The sequence below is a fragment of the Achromobacter sp. JCM 18799 genome (assembly GCF_055395645.1).
Window position 1 is genome coordinate 662693 of sequence record NZ_AP043866.1, and the last position, 21112, is coordinate 683804.

General features: G+C 65.5%; 22 protein-coding genes. 18 read left to right on the forward strand and 4 right to left on the reverse strand.

The features are described from left to right. Positions 1-4 precede the first annotated feature (4 nt). The 10 genes from bamA to ACZ5YA_RS03395 all read left to right on the forward strand — a co-directional run bounded on the left by bamA (position 5) and on the right by ACZ5YA_RS03395 (position 9196). Positions 5-2338, forward strand: coding sequence for an outer membrane protein assembly factor BamA (gene bamA / locus ACZ5YA_RS03350; protein WP_059380346.1), 2334 nt, complete (start codon positions 5-7; stop codon positions 2336-2338). A gap of 109 nt (positions 2339-2447) precedes the next feature. Next, positions 2448-3008 (forward strand): OmpH/Skp family outer membrane protein, encoded by a 561-nt coding sequence (locus ACZ5YA_RS03355; RefSeq protein ID WP_059380345.1) that lies wholly within the window; start codon positions 2448-2450, stop codon positions 3006-3008. A 17-nt stretch (positions 3009-3025) separates the two neighbouring features. Next, positions 3026-4123, forward strand: coding sequence for a UDP-3-O-(3-hydroxymyristoyl)glucosamine N-acyltransferase (lpxD, locus tag ACZ5YA_RS03360; protein ID WP_118933669.1), 1098 nt, complete (start codon positions 3026-3028; stop codon positions 4121-4123). A gap of 70 nt (positions 4124-4193) precedes the next feature. After that, positions 4194-4649 (forward strand): 3-hydroxyacyl-ACP dehydratase FabZ, encoded by a 456-nt coding sequence (fabZ, locus tag ACZ5YA_RS03365; RefSeq protein ID WP_008167730.1) that lies wholly within the window; start codon positions 4194-4196, stop codon positions 4647-4649. Beyond that, positions 4650-5444, forward strand: coding sequence for an acyl-ACP--UDP-N-acetylglucosamine O-acyltransferase (gene lpxA, locus ACZ5YA_RS03370; protein ID WP_280016415.1), 795 nt, complete (start codon positions 4650-4652; stop codon positions 5442-5444). After that, a complete protein-coding gene (gene lpxB / locus ACZ5YA_RS03375) occupies positions 5441-6637 on the forward strand; it encodes a lipid-A-disaccharide synthase (RefSeq protein WP_059380342.1) in 1197 nt (398 codons plus the stop codon). Before lpxA ends, lpxB begins: the two co-directional genes overlap by 4 nt. Continuing rightward, positions 6624-7232, forward strand: a complete 609-nt coding sequence (gene rnhB / locus ACZ5YA_RS03380; RefSeq protein WP_373428969.1) for a ribonuclease HII — start codon at positions 6624-6626, stop codon at positions 7230-7232. Before lpxB ends, rnhB begins: the two co-directional genes overlap by 14 nt. Continuing rightward, positions 7229-8017, forward strand: coding sequence for a TrmH family RNA methyltransferase (locus ACZ5YA_RS03385; protein ID WP_059380340.1), 789 nt, complete (start codon positions 7229-7231; stop codon positions 8015-8017). The genes rnhB and ACZ5YA_RS03385 overlap by 4 nt, the downstream gene beginning before the upstream one ends. Before the next feature lie 133 nt (positions 8018-8150). Beyond that, a complete protein-coding gene (locus ACZ5YA_RS03390) occupies positions 8151-8621 on the forward strand; it encodes a DUF2846 domain-containing protein (protein ID WP_464092012.1) in 471 nt (156 codons plus the stop codon). 95 nt (positions 8622-8716) lie between these two features. Further along, positions 8717-9196, forward strand: a complete 480-nt coding sequence (locus ACZ5YA_RS03395) for a DUF2846 domain-containing protein (RefSeq protein ID WP_251880463.1) — start codon at positions 8717-8719, stop codon at positions 9194-9196. 51 nt (positions 9197-9247) lie between these two features. Here ACZ5YA_RS03395 and ppsR read toward each other — a convergent pair whose 3' ends face one another. Then, positions 9248-10075 carry a posphoenolpyruvate synthetase regulatory kinase/phosphorylase PpsR gene (gene ppsR / locus ACZ5YA_RS03400; protein ID WP_059380337.1) on the reverse strand — a complete coding sequence of 276 codons (828 nt, stop codon included), beginning with the start codon at positions 10073-10075 and terminating at the stop codon, positions 9248-9250. A gap of 192 nt (positions 10076-10267) precedes the next feature. Between ppsR and ppsA the strand changes: the two genes are divergently transcribed. Next, positions 10268-12634 (forward strand): phosphoenolpyruvate synthase, encoded by a 2367-nt coding sequence (gene ppsA / locus ACZ5YA_RS03405; protein ID WP_059380336.1) that lies wholly within the window; start codon positions 10268-10270, stop codon positions 12632-12634. Between the two features lie 72 nt (positions 12635-12706). On the opposite strand, the gene ACZ5YA_RS03410 is transcribed toward ppsA, so the two are convergent. Both ACZ5YA_RS03410 and ACZ5YA_RS03415 read right to left on the reverse strand, forming a co-directional pair. Further along, positions 12707-13549 carry a bifunctional transcriptional activator/DNA repair enzyme AdaA gene (locus ACZ5YA_RS03410; RefSeq protein WP_419343196.1) on the reverse strand — a complete coding sequence of 281 codons (843 nt, stop codon included), beginning with the start codon at positions 13547-13549 and terminating at the stop codon, positions 12707-12709. A gap of 101 nt (positions 13550-13650) precedes the next feature. Then, entirely contained in the window at positions 13651-14388 is a 738-nt protein-coding gene (locus ACZ5YA_RS03415) for a glutamine amidotransferase (RefSeq protein WP_059380334.1), read from the reverse strand. Positions 14389-14557: 169 nt separating this feature from the next. Between ACZ5YA_RS03415 and ACZ5YA_RS03420 the strand changes: the two genes are divergently transcribed. From ACZ5YA_RS03420 to ACZ5YA_RS03430, 3 genes are all read left to right on the forward strand, one after another. After that, positions 14558-14992, forward strand: coding sequence for an NfeD family protein (locus ACZ5YA_RS03420; RefSeq protein ID WP_059380333.1), 435 nt, complete (start codon positions 14558-14560; stop codon positions 14990-14992). Positions 14993-15061: 69 nt separating this feature from the next. Then, the gene (locus ACZ5YA_RS03425) at positions 15062-15988 is read left to right on the forward strand and encodes an SPFH domain-containing protein (protein WP_059380386.1); all 927 of its coding nucleotides are present in this window, start codon (positions 15062-15064) and stop codon (positions 15986-15988) included. Positions 15989-16013: 25 nt separating this feature from the next. Beyond that, positions 16014-17201, forward strand: a complete 1188-nt coding sequence (locus ACZ5YA_RS03430; RefSeq protein ID WP_280016412.1) for a GGDEF domain-containing protein — start codon at positions 16014-16016, stop codon at positions 17199-17201. On the opposite strand, the gene smpB is transcribed toward ACZ5YA_RS03430, so the two are convergent. Further along, positions 17202-17675 (reverse strand): SsrA-binding protein SmpB, encoded by a 474-nt coding sequence (gene smpB / locus ACZ5YA_RS03435; protein ID WP_059380331.1) that lies wholly within the window; start codon positions 17673-17675, stop codon positions 17202-17204. Positions 17676-17781: 106 nt separating this feature from the next. Here smpB and ACZ5YA_RS03440 point away from each other — a divergent pair, with 106 nt between their 5' ends. From ACZ5YA_RS03440 to ACZ5YA_RS03455, 4 genes are all read left to right on the forward strand, one after another. Continuing rightward, positions 17782-18216 (forward strand): type II toxin-antitoxin system RatA family toxin, encoded by a 435-nt coding sequence (locus ACZ5YA_RS03440; RefSeq protein ID WP_006223413.1) that lies wholly within the window; start codon positions 17782-17784, stop codon positions 18214-18216. Further along, positions 18206-18553 carry an RnfH family protein gene (locus ACZ5YA_RS03445; protein ID WP_464092013.1) on the forward strand — a complete coding sequence of 116 codons (348 nt, stop codon included), beginning with the start codon at positions 18206-18208 and terminating at the stop codon, positions 18551-18553. Before ACZ5YA_RS03440 ends, ACZ5YA_RS03445 begins: the two co-directional genes overlap by 11 nt. Positions 18554-18748: 195 nt before the next feature. After that, positions 18749-19903 (forward strand): acyl-CoA dehydrogenase family protein, encoded by a 1155-nt coding sequence (locus tag ACZ5YA_RS03450; protein ID WP_059380329.1) that lies wholly within the window; start codon positions 18749-18751, stop codon positions 19901-19903. Beyond that, positions 19900-21075 carry an enoyl-CoA hydratase/isomerase family protein gene (locus tag ACZ5YA_RS03455; protein ID WP_280016411.1) on the forward strand — a complete coding sequence of 392 codons (1176 nt, stop codon included), beginning with the start codon at positions 19900-19902 and terminating at the stop codon, positions 21073-21075. Before ACZ5YA_RS03450 ends, ACZ5YA_RS03455 begins: the two co-directional genes overlap by 4 nt. Positions 21076-21112 lie beyond the last annotated feature (37 nt).

Consider the following 21112-nt stretch of genomic DNA (forward strand, 5'->3'; position numbering starts at 1 on the left):
AAGGATGTCTTTTCGCCGGATGTTTCATCACAAAAAGGGTGTACTGCCGGGTTTGATCGCCGCACTGCTGGTTCCGGCCATCGCCCACGCCTTCGACCCTTTTGTCGTGCGGGATATCCGCGTAGAGGGTATTCAACGAACTGACGCCGGCACCGTCTTCGGCTATCTCCCCGTCAAAGTGGGCGAAAAGTTCACCGAAGAAGAAGCCACTGAAGCCATCCGCCGCTTGTACGGCACAGGCTTTTTCACCGACGTACAGATCCAGACGGACAACAACGTCGTCGTGGTGGTCGTGCAGGAACGCCCCACGATTGCGTCGGTGAACTTCAACGGCATGCGCGAGTTCGACTCCAAGGCGATCACCACGTCGCTGGCGCAGGTCGGCTTCGCCGAAGGCCGCATCTTCGACCGCTCCATGCTCGAGCGCGCCGAATACGAACTGAAGCAGCAGTACCTGTCCAAGGGCAAGTACGGCATCGAAGTGACTTCCACCGTGACCCCGCTGCCGCGCAACCGCGTGGGCGTGAGCTTTGACGTGTTCGAAGGCTCGGTCGCGCGCATCCAGGAAATCCGCTTCGTGGGCAACAAGGCTTTCTCCGAAAGCGATCTGCTCGACGAGTTCAAGCTGACCACGCCGGGCTGGCTGACCTGGTATACGGATACCGACAAGTACTCGCGCGAAAAGCTCGAGGGCGATCTGGAGCGCCTGCGCTCGTTCTACCTGGATCGCGGCTACCTCGAGTTCTCGGTCGAGCCGCCGCAGGTCACGATTTCGCCGGACCGCAAGGACATCCGCATCACGATTACCGTGCACGAAGGCGAGCCTTACAAGGTGCGCAGCGTGAAGCTGGCCGGCAATCTGCTGGGCCTGGACAAGGAAATCAACGCGCTGCTGGAAATCAAGCCGGAAGAGACGTTCTCGGCCGCCAAGGCCAACGGCTCGGCCAAGGCCATCACCGACTACCTGGGCGAACTGGGCTACGCGTTTGCCAACGTCAACCCGAACCCGCAGCTGGATCGCGCCAAGCATGAGGCCGACCTGACGTTCTACGTCGACCCCAGCCGCCGCGTGTACGTGCGCCGTATCCAGATCGGCGGCAATACCCGCACCCGCGACGAAGTCGTGCGCCGCGAAATGCGCCAGCAGGAAGCCGCCTGGTACGACGCCAAGGACATCAAGACCTCGCGCGACCGCGTCGACCGCCTGGGCTATTTCAGCGACGTCAACGTCAAGACCGATCCGGTCCCGGGTTCGCCCGACCAGGTCGACGTCAACGTCGACGTCAAGGAAAAGCCCACCGGCATGATCAACCTGGGCGTGGGCTACGGCTCGTCCGAAAAGGCCATTCTGTCGGCCGGTATCAGCGAAGACAACGTCTTTGGCAGCGGCACCAACCTGACCCTGCAGCTGAACACCAGCAAGACCAACCGCGCCGTGGTGCTGTCGCACACCGACCCGTACTGGACCAAGGACGGCATCAGCCGCACCACGTCCGCCTACTACCGCGTGACCGAGCCCTGGAACAACAACGACGGCGACTACCGTGTCAAGGCCATGGGCCTGGGCATGAACTTCGGCGTGCCGATTTCCGAGTATGACCGCATCATGCTGGGCGCGAACTTCGAACGCAACCAGATCGATCTGTTCAACAACTCGCCGGCAGCCTACGAGAAATTCGTCAACGATTACGGCGATTCGACCAACTCGGTGATCTTCACCACCGGCTGGACCAAGGATACCCGCGACAGCGGCCTGGCGCCGACCAAGGGCGGCTACACCCGCCTGAAGGCGGACCTGTCGACCGTGGACCTGAAGTACACGATGTTGACGGCTCAGCAACAGTACTTTGTGCCGCTGGGCGGCTCCTACACCCTGGCCTTGAACGGCATGGTCGATTGGGGCCAGAGCTACGGCGGCAAGGACTACCCGGTCATCAAGAACGTCTATGCCGGCGGTATCGGCACGGTTCGCGGCTACGAGGGCTCGTCGCTGGGTCCGCGCGACACGAAGACGGGCGACTACCTGGGCGGTACGCGGCGCGTCATCGCCAACGCGCAGCTTTACCTGCCGTTCCCTGGCGCCTCGAAGGACCGCACCTTGCGCTGGTTCATCTTCTCGGATGCCGGCCAGGTTTCGTCGGGCAGCGGCTTGCAATGCACCGGCGGCAAGCCTGGCAGCGAGGTCGAGGATCCTTGCGGCTGGAGGTTCTCGGCAGGTATCGGGCTGTCGTGGCAGTCGCCGATGGGGCCGCTGCAGTTGTCTTATGCGCGTCCGCTCAATTCGAAGCCTGGCGACGACAAGCAAAGCTTCCAGTTCCAGATCGGGACCGGTTTCTAAGCGCCTCGTTACGCTTGAAAACAAGGGAGAAGGGCGTACGGCCGGCTCCCTTGCTGTTTAGTGGCACAATACACACTTTGGCTTTGCCTTACTGGAAGGTGAGATTTTCATGATGTCTGATTCCGCACTTAAAACCTCGAAATCGCTGCGCACCATGCGCCGCGGCAAACTGGGCGGCTCCATTGCCCTGGTAGGTGCGCTCATTCTCGGTTCGGCTGCTGCGATTCCCGCGCAGGCCCAAGGCACGAAGATCGGTTTCGTCAATACCGAGCGGATCCTGCGCGAGTCGGGTCCGGCCAAGGCTGCGCAAAGCAAGATCGAAGCCGAATTCAAGAAGCGCGACGATGAGCTTCAGCGCCTGAACAACAGCCTGCGTTCGCAAGCCGAGAAGTTCGACAAGGACGCGCCTGTCCTGTCGGAGTCCGATCGCGTCAAGCGCCAGCGTGAACTGTCCAACCTGGATACCGACCTGCAGCGCAAGCGCCGCGAGTTCCAGGAAGACTTCAACCGCCGCCGCAACGAAGAGTTCTCGGGCATCGTGACGAAGGCCAACGACGCCATCAAGCGCATCGCCGAACAGGAAAGCTACGACCTGATCATCCAGGACGCAGTGACCGTCAACCCGCGCATCGACATCACCGACAAGGTGATCCAGAGCCTGGGCAAGTAAGCAGCACCCGTCACGTTATGCCGGTTCTACTGGATCTTGCCCGCGCGCCAACGCTGGAAACACTGTTGAGCGCCGCCAACACCCAGGGGATGGACTGGCGTATCAGCGCGGTTCCCGGCGCGGACCCCATGCGGGTCTGCGGCATCGGAACCCTGTCATCGGCGGGTCGGCAGGAAATCGCTTTCCTGGCCAACCCCCGCTACCAGAGCCAGTTAGGCGCCACGCAGGCGGGGGCGGTCATCGTCTCGCCGGACGTGGCGCAGGCTCTGGAGGCCGAGGGCAACGCCCGGCCGCCATTCGCGCTGGTCGTCTGTCAGCATCCCTATCTGCTTTATGCCCGCGTGGCGCAATGGTTCGATGCCGCGAGACGGCCCGAGCTGCCCGCATCCACGCATCCTTCCGCCGTGGTTGCCGCTGACGCCATCATCGAAGAAGGCGTGCGCATCGGCCCGAATTGCGTCGTCGAATCCGGCGCCCGCATTGGCCGCGATACCGTGCTCGGACCTGGCTGCGTCATCGGCGCAGGCTCGTCCGTCGGCCCCGGCAGCCGCCTGTACGCCCACGTCACCTTGTATGACGGGGTCAAGGTGGGCGCGCGTGCCATCATCCATAGCGGCGCGGTGCTGGGCGCGGACGGCTTCGGCTTCGCGCCCGATCCCACGCTGGGCAAGGGCGCCTGGGGCAAGATTCCGCAGCTCGGCGGCGTGACCGTCGGTGACGACGTCGAAATCGGCGCCAACACCACCGTTGACCGGGGCGCGCTGGAAGACACCGTCCTGGCCGACGGGGTGAAGCTGGACAACCAGATCATGGTGGCGCACAACTGCCGGATCGGCGCGCATACCGCGATTGCGGCCTGCGTGGGCGTGGCCGGCTCGACCACCATCGGTGAGCGCTGCACCATAGGCGGCGCCGCCATGCTGTCCGGGCACCTCACGCTGGGCGACGATGTGCATGTTTCCGGCGGCACCGCGGTGACGTCCAGCATTTCGAAGCCTGGCCGCTATACCGGGGTCTTCCCGTACGCGGAACATGGCGAATGGCAGCGCAACGCCGCCGTGATACAACAGTTGGCGCAATTGCGCCGGCGCGTGCGGACGCTGGAAAAAGACTAGGGCGGCGCACTGCCGCCCCTGGCGCGTCCGCGCCGCATGATTACTTTACTTCGCAGGAAAGCATAGAAAAATGGAACTCGACATCAAGGGGATCATGGAGAGACTGCCGCATCGTTATCCGATGCTGCTGATTGACCGCGTCGTCGAAATGGTGCCTGGCAAGTCCATCGTGGCCATCAAGAACGTCTCGATCAATGAACCGTTTTTCAACGGCCATTTCCCGCACCACCCGGTGATGCCGGGTGTGCTCATCGTGGAAGCCATGGCTCAGGCCTCCGCGCTGTTCTCGTTCACCGACGAGAATGGCGGGCTGAAGTGCGAAGGTTCCAAGACCGCGTATTACCTGGTCGGCATCGACGGCGCGCGTTTCCGCCGCCCCGTGGTGCCGGGCGACCAGTTGCGCATCGAGGTCGAAGCCGAACGCCTGAGCCGCAGCATCTGTAAGTACCAAGCGCGCGCGACGGTGGATGGCCAGGAAGTCGCTTCGGCCAAGCTGATGTGCGCGATTCGCAGCCTGGAAGAGTAAATGGCAGGAAACATTCACCCCTCCGCCGTCGTTGATCCGGCGGCAAAGCTCGACCCGACCGTCGTGGTCGGTCCGTTCGCGACCATCGGTCCCAACGTGACCATAGGCGCGGGCACCGAGATCGGCCCGTACTGCATGGTGGACGGGGTGACGACCATCGGGCGCGACAACCGTTTCTATCGGTACTGCTCGATTGGCGGCATGCCGCAGGACAAGAAGTACCAGGGCGAGCCTACGCGCCTGGAAATCGGCGACCGCAATACGTTCCGGGAATTCGTCACGCTCAACACGGGCACCGTGCAGGACGGCGGCGTCACGACGATTGCCGACGACAACTGGGTCATGGCGTACGTGCACGTTGCACACGATTGCCACATCGGCAGCAACACCATCCTGGCCAATTCGGTGCAGCTGGGCGGCCACGTCCATGTTGGCGATTGGGCCATCGTGGGCGGCCTGACCGGCGTGCACCAGTTTTCGCGCATCGGCGCGCACAGCATGACGGGCGGCAACAGCTCCCTGATGCAGGACACGCCGCCGTTCGTGCTGGCCGCGGGCAATCCGTGCCGTCCGGTGGGCGTCAACGTCGAAGGGCTGAAGCGCCGCGGCTTTACGGCCGCCGACATTTCGGCGCTGCGCGACGCCTACAAGATCATCTACCGCCGTGGCCTGTCCCTGGACGCGGCGCGGGCCGAACTGCGCGCCCGCCAAGAGGCGGAGCCCGAGGTGGCCCCGCACCTGCAGACCCTGCTCGACTTCCTGGACGTCGCAAGCCGCGGCATCATCCGCCCATGAACGCTCGGATCGGCATGGTGGCCGGCGAGCCTTCGGGCGACCTGCTGGCTGGTCGCATCATTGCCGGTCTGCAAGCGCGCGACGCCAGCGTACGCTGCGAGGGTATCGGCGGGCCGCAGATGCAGGCCCATGGTTTCGATACCTGGCACCCCATGCATGCCTTGACCGTGTTCGGCTATGTCGACGCGCTCAAGCGCCTGCCCAGCCTGCTTGGCACCTATCGCGACGTCAAGCGGCGCTGGCTGGCGGAGCCGCCCGCCGTGTTCGTCGGCATCGACGCACCGGACTTCAATCTGCGGCTGGAGCACCAGCTACGCCAGGCAGGCACGCCCACGGTGCACTTCGTTGGGCCGTCGATCTGGGCCTGGCGCTATGAGCGCATCCACAAGATCCGCGAGTCGGTATCGCACATGCTGGTGCTGTTCCCGTTCGAGGAAGAGATCTACCGCAAGGAAGGGATTCCGGTCACTTATGTGGGCCATCCGCTGGCCGGGGCCGTGCCCATGCAGCCGGATCGCGCCGCGGCGCGCGCGCGCCTGGGCATCGACCAGAATGCGCGCGTGCTGGCGATCCTGCCGGGCAGCCGCTCGTCCGAGATCCGTCTGCTGGCGCCGCGCTTCCTGCAAGCCGCGCAGATCCTGCAGAAAAAGGACCCGGCCCTGCAATGCGTCGTCCCCATGGTCAACGACCAGCGGCGCGCGGAGTTCCAGTCCATTCTGGCCCAGTACCCCGTACCGGGGCTGCGCTGCGTCACCGCGAATGATCTGCACGGCGAGGGCGGAGAGCGCCAGGCGCCCGTCGCCTGGTCCGTCATGGAAGCGGCCACGGCGGTGCTGGTGGCCAGCGGCACGGCCACGCTGGAAACGGCGCTGTACAAGCGGCCCATGGTGATTTCCTACGTGCTGTCGCCCTGGATGCGCCGCATCATGGCGTGGAAGTCCGGCCAGCAGCGTCCCTATCTGCCCTGGGTGGGCCTGCCGAACGTGCTGCTGCGCGATTTCGCCGTGCCTGAGCTGCTGCAGGACGATGCCACGCCCGAGAAACTCGCGGAGGCGACCTGGACGTCCCTGACCGACGACGCGGGCAGGGCGCGCATCGAAGCCCGCTTTACCGCCCTGCATCAGGAGCTGCTGCGCGACACGCCCGCACTGGCTGCGCAGGCGATCCTGGAGGTGGCCGGTGGAGCAGCCTGACCTGTTCGCGGCGCCTGAGCAGCCTGCCATGATTACGGCAGGCGTGGACGAGGCGGGCCGCGGCCCGCTGGCGGGCGCCGTGTACGCCGCGGCCGTCATTCTGGATCCCGCCCGACCGATCGCCGGGCTGGCGGATTCCAAGGTGCTCAAGGCTGCCACGCGCGAGGCGCTGGCGCTCGAAATCCAGGAATTCGCGCTGGCCTGGTGCATCGCCAGCGCCAGCGTGGCCGAGATCGACAGCATGAACATCCTGCGCGCCACGATGCTGGCGATGCAGCGTGCGGTGCAGGGCCTCGCCACCATGCCGCAGTTGGCGCTGGTGGACGGCAACCAGGCTCCCAAGCTGGGCTGCACCGTGCAGACCGTCATCAAGGGCGATGCGCTGGTGCCCGCGATTTCCGCGGCTTCCATTCTTGCCAAGACCGCGCGCGACGCGGACCTGCTGCGCCTGCATGCCCTGTATCCCCAATATGCCTTCGATCAGCACAAGGGTTACGGCACCCCGCTGCATCTGGAGATGCTGCGCGAGCACGGCCCATGCGCCGAGCACCGGCGCAGCTTCGCACCCATCAAGGCCTTCGGCCTGAATCCATGAAGCACATCAGTTCTCGCGACAATCCCGCAGTCAAGGCGCTGGCCAAGCTGGCCGGCACGGCGGGCAAGCGCGGCGCGCCGGTGCTGCTGGACGGCGTGCACCTGTGCCAAGCGTGGCTGCAGCATCACGGCGCGCCCGATCAGGCGATCTTCGACGTGGAACGCCTGTCCCAGCCCGACATCGCGGCGCTGGCAGCCGCCGTGCCGGACCGCGACTGCCTGGCCTTGGACGCGCGGCTGATGCAGTCCCTGGCGGCCGTGGAAAGCGGGCAGGGCGTGGCTTTTCAGGTGACGCCGCCCATCCTGGACCTGCCGGATGCGGTGGACGAAAACTGCGTGCTGTTCGACCGCATCCAGGATCCCGGCAATGTCGGCACGCTGCTGCGCACCTGCGCGGCGGCGGGCGTGAAGCGCGTCTTTCTGGCGACGGGCACGGCCGCGGCCTGGTCGCCCAAGGTGTTGCGCAGCGGCCAGGGCGCCCATTTCGCCTTGGCCATCCACGAACACGTCGATCTGGCTGCCTTGCTGCCCAGATTGAGGGTGCCGCTGGTGGCGACCGCGCTGGATGGCGCGCGCGACCTGTACGAGGACGCGTTGCCGCAACGCTGCGCCTGGGTATTCGGTCACGAAGGCCAGGGCGTGGCCGCGGAACTGCTTTCCGCGGCGCGCCTCAAGGTGCGCATACCGCACGACATGGCGGCGGTGGAATCGCTCAATGTGGGCGCCGCAGCCGCGATCTGCCTCTTCGAGCAGCGGCGCCAAGCCTTGCGCGGCAAGCTGGACTGAACGCCGATCTGGCCATCGTTTCGCCGCTTTTCCGCCGATTGCAGGCACCGTCCCCTGTTTATACTGCCCCGTTTGCCTGAGCCGGGCGGTCTTGAGCCGCGCCTCGAGGCCAGGATCCGATCAAGGACGGGACATGAAAAGCTGGATCAAATCGAGTCTTGCCGCGCTGGGCGCGGCGGTGTTGCTTTCCGCTTGCGCCGGCCCCCGGTATGGCGATGTGGCGGACCGCATCCCGGCGCTGGAGGCTGCCGAAGGCCGGATTTACTTCTACCAGCCCGCAACGCTCAATGGCGACAAGGTCGCGCAGCCCGCGATCCTGGTCGATGGCCGCAAGGTCGGCCGCTCCAAATCCGGCCGTTTCTTCTTCGTGGACCGCGCGCCCGGCGAGGTGGAAGTCATCACCGCCACCGACCGCAAGGAGCGCAAGGACGCGCTCAAGGTTCCGCTGGCTGGCGGGCAGACCCAATACGTGCGCGTGGATGTTGCGGGCGGCAGGCAGGTTCTGCGGCTGGAGGCCTCTGCTGACGTCGCCGTGCAGGCGATGTCGGACCTGCGCTACTGGGGCGCCGGACGGCGCGAGCGAGAGCCGCTGCGCTATGAGTAAAATTACAATGTGTAGGTTTTAGACTCATCCATATACGTTCTCGCGGGATCCATCGAGCTGATGGCCTGTGGGGCTGGCACATCGGAGAAGACGGAATGAAGCGCAGGTTCAAGATGGTGGCTGCCGCCGTGCTGGGCGCGGCCTTGTTGGCGGGTTGCGGCGGTCCCCGGTACAAGGACGTTGCCAGCACCATCCCCATGATGGTGCCGGAAACCGGGCGCATCTATTTCTATCAGCCGCCGGCGCCGGTTGGCGTGGTGTCGGCCCAGCCGTACCTGCGCGTGAACGGTCTGAAGGTCGGCCGTTCCAAGCCGGGCAGCTTCTTCTATGTGAACCGGCCTGCCGGCAAGTACGTGGTCGACACGTTGCGCGACGACGAGCAACTGTCGTTCACGCTGGCCCCGGGCCAGACCCGTTACGTGCGCTTGAGCATCGAGGGCGTGAGCGGCAATTCGTCCAACATGGGCCGCCAGGATATGCGCCTGGAAGACTCGGAGGCGACCGCCCAGCAGGAGATGGGGCCGCTGAAGTACTGGGGCGCCGGCTCGCGCGAACGCGTCAAGCTGCGTCCCTGATCCGGACTACGCTGCAAGGAAGGGCGCGCCATGGGCGCGCCCTTGTCGTTTTCAGCCCCGGTCCAGGCCCACTTCCTGCAACACCGTCGTGGCGATCTCCTCGATCGATTTGGTGGTGCTGGACAGCCAGGAAATGCCCTCGCGGCGCATCATGCGTTCGGCCTCGGCCACTTCGTAGCGGCATTGCTCCAGTTGCGCATAGCGGCTGTTGGGGCGGCGCTCGTTGCGGACTTCGGCCAGGCGTTCGGGCTGGATCGACAGGCCGAACAGCTTGCCGCGGTGCGGGGCGATGGTGGAGGGCAGGGTGCCGCGCTCGAAATCGTCCGGCGTCAGGGGGAAATTGGCCGCCTTGATGGCGTATTGCATGGCCAGATACAGGCTGGTGGGCGTCTTGCCGCAGCGCGACACGCCGACCAGGATCACGTCCGCCTGGTCCAGCTGGTTCACGAACTGGCCGTCGTCATGCGCCAGGCTGAAGTTGATGGCGTCGATGCGGTTGCGGTACTTTTCCGAGTTGGCCTGCATGTGCGAGCGGCCGATGGAATGGCTGGACTTCAGGCCCAGCGCCTGCTCGATATGGCTGACGAAGGTGCCGAACAGGTCCAGGAAAACCCCGTTCGCCTGGCGAACGCGCGCCAGGATGTCCGGATTGACCAGGGTGCTGAACACGATCGGGGGAACGCCGGCCTCCAGGGCGCTGCGGTCGATCCGCATGGCCACTTCCGCGGCCTTTTCCAGCGTGTCGACGAAGGGCAGGCGGACAGGCTTGAAATTGACCTCTTCAAACTGTGAGAGCACTGACTGGCTGAAGGTTTCTGCGGTGATGCCGGTACTGTCGGAAACGATGTATACCGTGCGTATGATCGGGGTAGATGTCATGTGTAAAAAATTCCAACCAGGCAGATGGCCGGACGCACTCCACCGAGTACAATCAGGCCCCTATAAGTCACCCCAAGGGCGGTCCAAGGCCAGTTTGGTCAGCGCGTAAATTGGGGCTGTGATCCGACTGTGATCCAGCTTCCTGATGCATTGACCAAACTCGCTTTCATTCCATTGTAAAAGGTGACTTCAATGTCGTACGTTGTTTTGTTCGAGCAGCTCCGCATGACGGACGTGGACTCGGTAGGAGGCAAGAACGCATCACTAGGCGAAATGATCAGCCAGCTGTCTGGCGCGGGTGTCCGCGTGCCGGGCGGCTTTGCCACGACCGCTGATGCTTTCCGCGACTTCCTCAAGGCCTCCGGCCTGGACAAGCGCATCGCCGAACGTCTGACCACGCTGAACCCCGAAGACGTGCGCGAACTGGCCAACGCCGGCTCGCAGATCCGTCAGTGGATCATCGACGCGCCGTTCTCGCCCGAGTTCGAATCGCAGATCCGTACCGCCTTTGCCAAGCTCGACGCTGATGGCAAGGGTTCGTTCGCCGTGCGCTCCTCCGCCACCGCCGAAGACCTGCCCGACGCCTCGTTCGCCGGCCAGCAGGAAACCTTCCTGAACGTCGTCGGCATCGACGACGTGCTGGACAAGATCCGCCACGTGTTCGCGTCGCTGTACAACGACCGCGCCATTTCCTATCGCGTGCACAAGGGCTACGCCCACGCCGACGTCGCGCTGTCGGCCGGCATCCAGCGCATGGTGCGTTCCGACAAGGGCAGCGCCGGCGTCATGTTCACCATCGACACCGAATCGGGCTTCCAGGATGTGGTGTTCATCACCTCGTCCTACGGCCTGGGCGAAACCGTGGTGCAGGGCGCGGTCAACCCCGACGAGTTCTACGTCTTCAAGCCGACGCTGGCCCAGGGCCACTACCCGATCGTGGGCCGCCGCATCGGCTCCAAGCTGATCAAGATGGAGTTCGATCCCGAGCGTCCCGAAGGCCGCGCCGTGCGCACGGTCGACGTGCCGGTGTCCGAGCGCAACCGCTACTCGCTGACCGACGACGAGGTCAACGAACTGGCCCGCTACGCCGTCATCATTGAAAAGCACTACGGCCGCCCGATGGACATCGAGTGGGGCCGCGACGGCATCGATGGCAAGATCTACATCCTGCAGGCGCGCCCGGAAACCGTGAAGTCGCAGCAGGGCGTCAACGACGTGCAGCAGCGCTACCGCCTGAAGGCCACCGGCCAGGTCCTGATCACCGGCCGCGCGATCGGCCAGAAGATCGGCGCGGGTCCGGTGCGCGTGGTCGGCGACATCTCCGACATGGACAAGGTCCAGCCGGGCGACGTGCTGGTCACCGACATGACGGATCCCAACTGGGAACCCGTGATGAAGCGCGCTTCCGCCATCGTCACCAACCGCGGCGGCCGCACCTGCCACGCGGCGATCATCGCGCGCGAGCTGGGCATTCCGGCAGTCGTGGGCTGCGGCAACGCGACCGACCTCCTGAAGGAAGGCCAAGCCGTGACCGTGTCTTGCGCCGAGGGCGACGAAGGCCGCATCTATGACGGCCTGATCGAAACCGAAGTGGAAGAAGTGCGCCGCGGCGACATGCCCCCCATCGATCTGAAGATCATGATGAACGTGGGCAACCCGCAGCTGGCTTTCGACTTCGCCCAGATCCCCAACGGCGGCGTGGGTCTGGCCCGCCTGGAATTCATCATCAACAACAACATCGGCATCCACCCCAAGGCGGTGCTGGACTATCCGAACGTCGATGGCGAACTGAAGAAAGCCGTGGAATCGGCCGCTCGCGGCCACGCCAGCCCGCGCGCCTTCTTCGTCGAGAAGATGGCAGAAGGCGTGGCGACCATCGCCGCTGCCTTCTACCCCAAGCCCGTCATCGTGCGCATGTCGGACTTCAAGTCCAACGAGTACCGCAAGCTGGTCGGCGGTTCGCGCTACGAGCCCGAGGAAGAGAACCCCATGCTGGGCTTCCGCGGCGCGTCGCGCTACATCGCCGAGGACTTCGCCGAGTGCTTCCGCATGGAATGCGAAGCGCTGAAGAAGGTGCGCGATGAAATGGGCCTGACCAACGTCGAGATCATGGTGCCCTTCGTGCGCACCCTGGGCCAGGCGGCCAAGGTGGTGGACCTGCTCGCCAAGCACGGCCTGGCGCGCGGCGAAAACGGCCTGAAGCTCATCATGATGTGCGAAGTGCCGTCCAACGCCATCCTGGCCGACGAGTTCCTGCAGTACTTCGACGGCTTCTCGATCGGTTCGAACGACATGACCCAGCTGACGCTGGGCCTGGACCGCGATTCGGGCATGGAACTGCTGGCTGCCGATTTCGACGAACGCGACGAGGCCGTGAAGTTCATGCTGCGCCGCGCGATCAAGGCTTGCCTGGCCGCCAACAAGTACGTGGGCATCTGCGGCCAAGGCCCCAGCGACCACCCGGACTTCGCACAATGGCTGAAGGAAGAGGGCATCCTGTCGATGTCGCTCAACCCGGATACCGTTGTCGATACCTGGCAGCGTCTGGCCAAGAACTGATCGGCTTGCTGATGTGAAAACCCCGCGCCTGCAAGGGCGCGGGGTTTTTTTACGCGTGCAAGCGGGAAAGGACTATGCCGCCAGCGCTTCGCGTGCAATCAGTTCGCGCTTGCGGTCTATGCCCCAGCGGTAGCCGGCCAGCGAGCCGTCGGTGCGCACCACCCGGTGGCAGGGGATGGCCAGCGCGATGTTGTTGGTGGCGCAGGCGCGGGCCACGGCGCGCACGGCTCGCGGCGAGCCTATGCGTTCGGCGATATCGGTGTAGGTGGCGGTTTCACCCACGGGGATCTCGCGCAGGGCTTGCCATACCTGGCGCTGGAAGGCCGTGCCGCGCACGTCCAAGGGCAGGTCCAGGCCGCGGGAGGGGTCTTCGACGAAGCCCACCACGGCCGCCACCCAGCCTTCGAACTGCGTGTCCGCGCCGATCAGGCGGGCGGCCTTGAAGCGGTCCTGCAGGTTGCGCACCAGTTGTTCCGGGTCTTCGTGCAGCGCGATCTCGCAGATGCCGGTGTCGCTGGCCGCCACCAGCAGCGCGCCCAGGGAGCATTGCGCCACCGCGAAGCGGATATCCACCCCCTCGCCACTCTTGCGAAAGGCGGTGGGCGTCATGCCCAGGATGGCGGGGGCGGCTTCGTAGAAGCGGCCGCTGGAATTGAAGCCGGCGTCGTACATGGCGTCCGTGACGCTGGCGCTTTGCTTGAGATGCTGGCGGGCGCGGCTGGCGCGCAGGGCGTCGGCGTAGGCCTTGGGGGTGATGCCGGTGGCCGCCTTGAAGACGCGGTGGAAATGGAAGCGGCTCATGCCGGCCTGTTCGGCCAGGGTGGACAGATCCGGCGGCTGCTCGGCTTCCAGGGCGCGGCAGGCGCGTTCGACGGCGGCGGCGTGCTGTTTGCTCAGGGCGGCGGCTTGGTTCATGAAAAAGCTCCTGTTGCGCGTGGATTCGCGCGCTTGGACCCATCGTCTCAAAAGCCTGCCGCCGCCGCACTCCGTATATTGCGCGGGGGCCGCGCAGGGCGCTACGCGGGGGCGTAGGCGTCCAGAAAGCGCCGCAGCAGGCCGCCCGCGACGGGCGTGGCGCGGACGTTGGCGGACAGCCCCGGGACGTCCAGGTTTTCAGCCGCGTAGCGACGGCCGAAGCGTTCCAGATGGGCGCGGATGAAGTCAGGGCCGAATTCGGGATGGAACTGGGTCGAGAACACGTTGCGGCCGATGCGGATCATCTGATGTTCGTCCAGATCCGAGCGCGCCAGCACGGCGGCGCCGGGCGGGGGTTGCAGCACGGTCTGCGCATGCAGCATCTGGGCGGGGAAGGTGGACGGCAGTCCGGCCAGCAGCTTGTCGCCAGCGGCGGGCGGCAGCAGCTCAACGGTCTGGGTGCCGACTTCGCGCCCGGCGGGGTTGTAGCCGACCTTGCCGCCCAGCGCGTAGGCCAGCAACTGATGGCCGTAGCAGACGCCGAACATGGGCAGGCCGGTTGCGGCGGCTTCGCGCAGCCAGGCGGCGGTGTCCTCGCTCCAGGGTTCCTTGTCGGTCACCATGGCAGGCGAACCCGTGATCAGCGCGGCGCGATAGCGGGCGGGAGCCTGCGGCCGCTTGCCCTCGTGGACGGGCACGATTTCCATGGCCTCGGCGGTCAGGCCGGCGGCCTGCGCGAGTTGTTCGGCATAGCCGCCGAACTGGCTTTTGAGCGTGTCGTCCGGATCGCCGGTGTGCAGGATCAGAACGGGGAGAACGGTGGGTATTGCAGCGGTCATTGGGGGCTAGTGCGTAAAGGATGCGGGCGCCGGGTTCCAGGGGGGGATCCACCGCCAGCGCACATCATAATCCAGCGCCCGGATCCATGATGAAAGCCGCTTTTCCGTTCCGTCCCGGAAATACGTACAATCGCGCTCAGAGACTCATCCTTTCGGGCGAACGAAGACTATGTGGATTTGGCTGGGACTGGCCGCGCTGGCCCTGATCGGGGAATTGGCGACCGGCACTTTCTATCTGCTGCTGGTGGCCCTGGGGCTGGCTGCCGGGGGCGTGGCCGCCTGGTTCGGCGCCGGCCTGGAGTGGCAATTGCTGGGCTGCGGCATCGTATTGCTGCTGGGGCTGCTGGTGCTGCGCAAGACCCGCGTGTTGAAAAAGCGCGAGGTCAATTCCGCCCGCAATGCCGACGTCAATCTGGACATCGGCCAGACGGTGTCGGTCGAGGCCTGGTCCGGCCAGGGGACCGCGCGCGTCTGGTATCGCGGCGCGCATTGGCACGCGGAACTGGCGCGGGGGCATGCGCCGGTCGCGGGCGAACAGACCATTACGGAAATGCGCGGTTCGACTCTGGTTCTGACCCCCAAGGGCAAGCCCGGCTCGGCCTAAGCAGCGCCCGCGCCAGTTCCGCGCGGCGCCCGTGCACCTATTTACCAGAAGGAGAGGCTCCGAATCATGATGATCGATACATCCACCATCGTCCTGCTCGTCATCGTCGCGCTGGCGATACTGATAGTCATCAAGTCGATCGCCATCGTGCCTCAGCAGCACGCCTGGGTGGTCGAACGGCTGGGCAAGTTCGACCGGGTCCTGTCGCCCGGCGCGGGCTTCGTCATTCCGTTCATCGAACGCGTGTCGTACAAGCACTCGCTCAAGGAAATCCCGCTGGACGTGCCCAGCCAGGTCTGCATCACGCGCGACAACACGCAGCTGCAGGTCGACGGCGTGCTGTATTTCCAGGTGACCGATCCGATGCGCGCGTCTTATGGTTCGTCCAATTACATCTCGGCCATCACGCAGCTGGCGCAGACGACCCTGCGTTCGGTCATCGGCAAGATGGAACTGGACCGCACCTTTGAAGAGCGCGACTCCATCAACAGCAACATCGTTTCTTCGCTGGACGAGGCGGCGCTGAACTGGGGCGTGAAGGTGCTGCGCTACGAGATCAAGGACTTGACCCCGCCCAACGAGATCCTGCGCGCGATGCAGGCGCAGATCACCGCCGAGCGTGAAAAGCGCGCGCTGATCGCGGCCTCGGAAGGCCGTCGCCAGGAACAGATCAACATCGCTACCGGCGAGCGCGAAGCCGCCATCGCCCGTTCCGAAGGCGAGAAGCAGGCTCAGATCAACCAGGCCCAGGGCGAGGCCGCCGCGGTGCTGGCGATCGCCGAGGCTACCGCCAAGGCCATCACCCAGGTGGCGGACTCCGTGCGCCAGCCGGGCGGCATGGAAGCGGTGAACCTGAAGGTCGCCGAGCGCTACGTCGAGGCCTTCGGCAATGTCGCCAAGGAAGGCAACACCTTGATCCTGCCGGCGAACCTGGCGGACGTGGGCGGCATGATCGCCTCCGCCATGACCATCGTGAAGTCCACTCGCAACAGCTGATAACCGCGCCCGGCGGCGCCTGACGATGATCGCTCCCGTTAACTTGCTTTTGATAGCAGCATTGGCGGGAGTGCTTGCGCTGTGCGTGCTGGGGTCGCTGGCCCGCAGCGGCATGGCCGGCATCAAGGAGACGATACGCGCCAACCTGCTGACGCTGGCGGCGTTCGGGCTCTACGCCTTCCAGATCACCGAGGCGCCGCTATGGGTGTCGGTGATGGCGGCGAACACCGCCGTTGCCCTGGCCCTCTGTGCCTATTACACCGGATTGCGCCGCCTGGTCGGCCTGACCGTGCCCAAGCGCCTGATGGCGCTGGTGTCCTGTGCCACGCTGCTGGCGCTGGCGTACTACACCTACATCGATCCTCAGATCGGGCCGCGCATGGTGGTCATGTCCTGGCTGATGTTCGGGTTCATGGTGGCCATCGCCATGACGGTCAAGCGCGGCATGCCGATGAACCGGTCCCGCTACAGCTACCATTTCGTGTGCGTGGTGGCCCTGATCTCGGCGCTGGTGTGCGCGACGCGGGCCGTCGTCTACATGTTCGACATCGCCATCGCGCAGGCCCTGTTGCTGCCCTCGGCCTGGAACATCGCATTCATGACGCTGGGCGTGCTGACGATGCCATGCCTGACCCTGGGCACCATCATGATCATCCACGACCGCATGCTGGCCGACCGCGAACAGGAGGCCAGCACCGACTTCCTGACTGGCCTGATGTCGCGCAAGGCCTGGTGGCTGCAGGCCGAGCGCTATTGCGCCCAGGCGCTGCGCACGCGGCGGCCGCTGACGCTGCTGTTGCTGGACATCGACCATTTCAAGCGTATCAATGACACCCATGGCCACGCAGCCGGCGATGCGGTGCTGCGCCATTTCGGCCTGCTGGCGACCGCCACGCTGCGCACCGGTGATCATGTCGGACGCGTGGGCGGCGAGGAGTTTGCGGTGCTGTTTCCGGATATGCGCAGCGATGCCGTGCTGGATGTGGCGGAGCGGCTGCTGGATTCGGTGCGGCGCACGCCTTGTGCGCACGGCGGAAGCACCATGTCCTATACGTTCAGCGCCGGGGTGGCGGACTGGATGCCCGGAGAGAGCCTGCAGGCGTTTTTCGAGCGGGCCGACCGCAAGCTGTATAGGTCCAAGTCGGCCGGGCGCAACCGCATCACGGGACCGGGGCAGGATGCCGAGCGCCAGATGCTGCCCGAGGCCGCCTGATCAGTCGTCCTTGCCTTTGCGCGGCGCGCGGGTGTCGTGCTTCATGATGCGCTCTTTCTCGCGCTGCCAGTCCTTTTCGCGCGCGGTGTCGCGCTTGTCGAACAGCTTCTTGCCGCGGCCCAGCGCGAAGTCCAGCTTGATGCGCCCGTTCTTGTAGTGCAGGTTGAGCGGCACCAGCGTGTAGCCGCGCTGCTCGACCTTGCCGATGAGCTTGCTGATTTCCTCGGCCTTGAGCAGCAGCTTGCGCGTGCGCATGGCGTCGGGGTGGATATGGGTGGAGGCCGTGGGCAGGGGGCTGACGTGCATGCCCAGCAGGTAGAGCTCGCCGTCGCGCACGATGACGTAGCTTTCCTTGAGCTGCACGCGGCCATCGCGGATCGCCTTGACTTCCCAGCCTTGCAGCACCAGGCCGGCCTCGTAGCGGTCTTCGATGAAATAGTCGTGCGTGGCCTTGCGGTTGTCGATAATGCTCATAAAGCCCTTGTGCCTGGGTGCCGCGCGCTATGGCTAGAGGCGTATTCTGGCCCCAGGTCGTGTTGTGCCGGTAAAATCGTGCCATTCTAGCCATTTGCGATAGTCGATGCACAAAGTACAACGATCCGTCCTGGTGCCTTACAGCGCCGCCCAGATGTTCGATCTGGTCGCCGACGTGGAGAAGTACCCCGAGTTCATGCCCTGGTGCGGCGGCGCCGAGGTGCAAACCCGCGACGAGCACGGCATGCAGGCCTCCATCCTGATCAGCTTCGCGGGCATGAAGCAGCGCTTCACCACCCGCAACACCCATGTCTATCCCGACCGGATCGACCTGGAGCTGGTTGACGGCCCGTTCTCCAGCCTGGTGGGACACTGGGAGTTCCAGCCGCTGGCCGAGGACGCCTGCAAGGTCCTGTTCACCATGGAGTACGCGTTTTCCAACCGCGCGCTGGAAATGGTGGTGGGGCCGGTGTTCAACCGCATCGCCACCAGCTTCATCGATTCCTTCACCAAGCGCGCGCAGGCCAAGTATGGCGAATGAGCCGTTCGCGGGGCCGCAGATCGGCGTCAGCGTCTGCTACGCCTTGCCGGGCCATGTCTGGCTGCGGGAGTTGCGCCTGCCCGACGGCGCCACTGTGGCCGACGCGCTGGCGGCCAGCGGCTTTGGCGGGGCCTTCCCCGTGGTTGAACCCTGGACCCGGGGCGTGGGCATTTTCGGCCGCGCCACCGAGCCGCAGGCCAGGCTGGCCGATGGTGACCGGGTAGAGATCTACCGCGGCCTGAGTTTCGATCCCAAGGAGTCGCGGCGCCGCCGCGCCGAACACCGCCGCGCCAAGACGGCGAAGAACGGCAGGGTCCGCCCGGCCGGGCTGCTGTAGGGCAGCGCTCAGAGGGGCGGCGCGCCGCCCCGCACAATGTCGCAAATAGGACAAATCCCCGTGCCGCTTCCGGCGTAACATAAGCATCGTCACGCATTTACGTTTACGTCAACGTCATGTCAAAATCGACGGGCTGGCGTTCACGAGACGGCAGCAACGCCAACAGACAATACTCAGTACAACAGGAGACAGGCTGTGGACTTTGAACTGACCGACGAGCAACGCGCTTTTGCGCAGGCGGCGCGCGACTACGCCGAGGGCGAACTGGCGCCCAACGCCGCGCGCTGGGACGCCGAAGGCATCTTCCCGCGCGAGGCTTTCGCGCGGGCGGGCGAGATGGGTTTCTGCGCCATCTATGCCAGCGAGGATATCGGCGGCCTGGGCCTGCCGCGGCTGGACGCCACGCTGGTGTTCGAGGAAATGGCGGCGGTGGATCCGTCGACCACGGCTTTCCTCACGATCCACAACATGGCTACCTGGATGGTCGGCAACTGGGGCCAGCCCGCGCTGCGGGAAGCCTGGGGGCCGTTGCTGGCCAGCGGCCAGAAGTTGGCATCCTATTGCCTGACCGAGCCGGGCGCCGGTTCGGATGCGGCGTCGCTGTCGACCCGCGCGCAGCGCCAGGGCGATGACTATATCGTCAACGGCGCCAAGGCCTTCATTTCGGGCGGTGGCGACACGGACCTGCTGGTGGTCATGGCGCGCACCGGCGGCGAGGGCGCGGGCGGCATCAGCGCGTTCGCCATTCCGGCCGACAGCGAGGGCATAGGCTACGGCCGCAAGGAGGAGAAGATGGGCTGGAACAGCCAGTCCACCCGTCCCATCACCTTCGAGAACGTGCGCGTGCCGGCGGCCAACATGCTGGGCCAGGAGGGCGAGGGCTTCAAGATCGCGATGAAGGGCCTGGACGGCGGACGCATCAACATCGGCACCTGCTCGGTGGGCGCGGCGCAAGGCGCGCTCGATGCCGCCCGGCGCTACATGGACGAACGGCGCCAGTTCAACCGCCGCCTGGCCGAGTTCCAGGCCTTGCAATTCAAGCTGGCCGACATGGCGACGCACCTGGTGGCGGCGCGCCAGATGGTGCGCCTGGCGGCCTGCAAGCTGGATGCGGGGGCTTCGGACGCGGCGACCTACTGCGCCATGGCCAAGCGCTTCGCCACCGACATGGGTTTCCAGATTTGCCTGGACGCGCAGCAGATCCACGGCGGCTACGGATACCTGCGGGACTATCCCTTGGAGCGTCTGGTGCGCGATACTCGCGTTCATCAGATTCTGGAGGGGACCAACGAGATCATGCGCGTGATCATCGCCCGCCAATTGTTGGAAAAAGGAGCCGACATAAGATGAATGCACCGGTGCTGTTCGAAGAAAAAACCGCTGCCAATGGAGTACGGTTCGGGATCGCGACGCTGAATTCGCCGCAGACCCTGAACGGCCTGTCGCTGGAAATGGTGGACCTGCTGGCCGAACGGCTGGACGCCTGGGCCCGTGATCCCGGCGTGGCCCTGGTGGTCCTGCAGGGCGCGGGCGACAAGGCCTTCTGCGCGGGCGGAGACCTGCATGGCCTGTACCGCAGCATGACGGAAAACGCCGGCAAGCCGGGCTGGAACAACGCCTATGCGCGCCGCTTCTTCGAGCACGAGTACCGGCTGGACTACCGCATCCATACCTATCCCAAGCCGGTGCTGTGCTGGGGCCATGGCATCGTCATGGGCGGCGGCATCGGCCTGATGATGGGCGCCAGCCACCGCGTGGTCAGCGAGACCTCGCGCCTGGCGATGCCGGAGGTCACGATCGGCCTGTTCCCGGACGTCGGCGGCAGCTGGCTGCTGAATCGCATGTCGGGCAGGATCGGACTATTCCTGGCCTTGACCGGGGCGCAGCTGGGCACCTCGGACGCTTTCTTCGCCGGCCTGGCGGACTTCCGGCTGGATCACGCGGATTGGCCCAAGCTGCTGGCTTCGCTGGAAGAGCAGCCCTGGGCCGGCCAGGCAGCCGGCACGGCGGAGGATGCCATTCCTCCGCGCGCGATCAACGACGGCCTGCTGCGCCGCGCCCTGACGGCGCTGGAGCCCAAGACGCCGTTGGCGCCTGGCAGCCTGCGCCAGCACTCGTTCCTGATCAACAGCCTGTGCAGCGGCAACCGCCTGGACGATATCTACGAAGAGCTGGCCGCGCTGAAGGACCACGAGGATCCTTGGCTGGCGCGCGCGGCCCAGACGATGCTGGCCGGCTCGCCCGGATCGGTGCGCCTGTCGTTCGCGCTGCAGCAGCGGCTGCGCCTGCGTTCGCTGGACGACGTGTTCCGCGCCGAGTACATCGCGGCGCTGGCCTGCACCGCCCATGGCGATTTCGCCGAGGGCATCCGCGCCTTGCTGATCGACAAGGACAAGAAGCCGCGCTGGAATCCCGCCGTCATCGACATGGCGACCGACGCCTGGGTGCAGAAATTCTTTGACGAACCCTGGCCCGAGGGCGAGCCCCACCCGTTGGCGGACCTGGGCCAGGAAGGCCGCTAGGCGCCACGCGGCGGCGGACCGGCCGCCGCCCGCCGGC

Coding starts and splice junctions, on each gene's coding strand:
- ACZ5YA_RS03395 (WP_251880463.1), top strand. CDS start 8,717: ATGAAGCGCAGGTTCAAGATGGTGGCTGCCGCCGTGCTGGGCGCGGCC.
- lpxA (WP_280016415.1), top strand. CDS start 4,650: ATGGCAGGAAACATTCACCCCTCCGCCGTCGTTGATCCGGCGGCAAAG.
- ACZ5YA_RS03415 (WP_059380334.1), bottom strand. CDS start 14,388: ATGACCGCTGCAATACCCACCGTTCTCCCCGTTCTGATCCTGCACACC.
- fabZ (WP_008167730.1), top strand. CDS start 4,194: ATGGAACTCGACATCAAGGGGATCATGGAGAGACTGCCGCATCGTTAT.
- ACZ5YA_RS03420 (WP_059380333.1), top strand. CDS start 14,558: ATGTGGATTTGGCTGGGACTGGCCGCGCTGGCCCTGATCGGGGAATTG.
- ACZ5YA_RS03390 (WP_464092012.1), top strand. CDS start 8,151: ATGAAAAGCTGGATCAAATCGAGTCTTGCCGCGCTGGGCGCGGCGGTG.
- ACZ5YA_RS03440 (WP_006223413.1), top strand. CDS start 17,782: ATGCACAAAGTACAACGATCCGTCCTGGTGCCTTACAGCGCCGCCCAG.
- smpB (WP_059380331.1), bottom strand. CDS start 17,675: ATGAGCATTATCGACAACCGCAAGGCCACGCACGACTATTTCATCGAA.
- ACZ5YA_RS03355 (WP_059380345.1), top strand. CDS start 2,448: ATGATGTCTGATTCCGCACTTAAAACCTCGAAATCGCTGCGCACCATG.
- ACZ5YA_RS03425 (WP_059380386.1), top strand. CDS start 15,062: ATGATCGATACATCCACCATCGTCCTGCTCGTCATCGTCGCGCTGGCG.
- bamA (WP_059380346.1), top strand. CDS start 5: ATGTCTTTTCGCCGGATGTTTCATCACAAAAAGGGTGTACTGCCGGGT.
- ppsA (WP_059380336.1), top strand. CDS start 10,268: ATGTCGTACGTTGTTTTGTTCGAGCAGCTCCGCATGACGGACGTGGAC.
- lpxD (WP_118933669.1), top strand. CDS start 3,026: ATGCCGGTTCTACTGGATCTTGCCCGCGCGCCAACGCTGGAAACACTG.
- ACZ5YA_RS03410 (WP_419343196.1), bottom strand. CDS start 13,549: ATGAACCAAGCCGCCGCCCTGAGCAAACAGCACGCCGCCGCCGTCGAA.
- ACZ5YA_RS03455 (WP_280016411.1), top strand. CDS start 19,900: ATGAATGCACCGGTGCTGTTCGAAGAAAAAACCGCTGCCAATGGAGTA.
- ppsR (WP_059380337.1), bottom strand. CDS start 10,075: ATGACATCTACCCCGATCATACGCACGGTATACATCGTTTCCGACAGT.
- ACZ5YA_RS03445 (WP_464092013.1), top strand. CDS start 18,206: ATGGCGAATGAGCCGTTCGCGGGGCCGCAGATCGGCGTCAGCGTCTGC.
- ACZ5YA_RS03430 (WP_280016412.1), top strand. CDS start 16,014: ATGATCGCTCCCGTTAACTTGCTTTTGATAGCAGCATTGGCGGGAGTG.
- lpxB (WP_059380342.1), top strand. CDS start 5,441: ATGAACGCTCGGATCGGCATGGTGGCCGGCGAGCCTTCGGGCGACCTG.
- ACZ5YA_RS03385 (WP_059380340.1), top strand. CDS start 7,229: ATGAAGCACATCAGTTCTCGCGACAATCCCGCAGTCAAGGCGCTGGCC.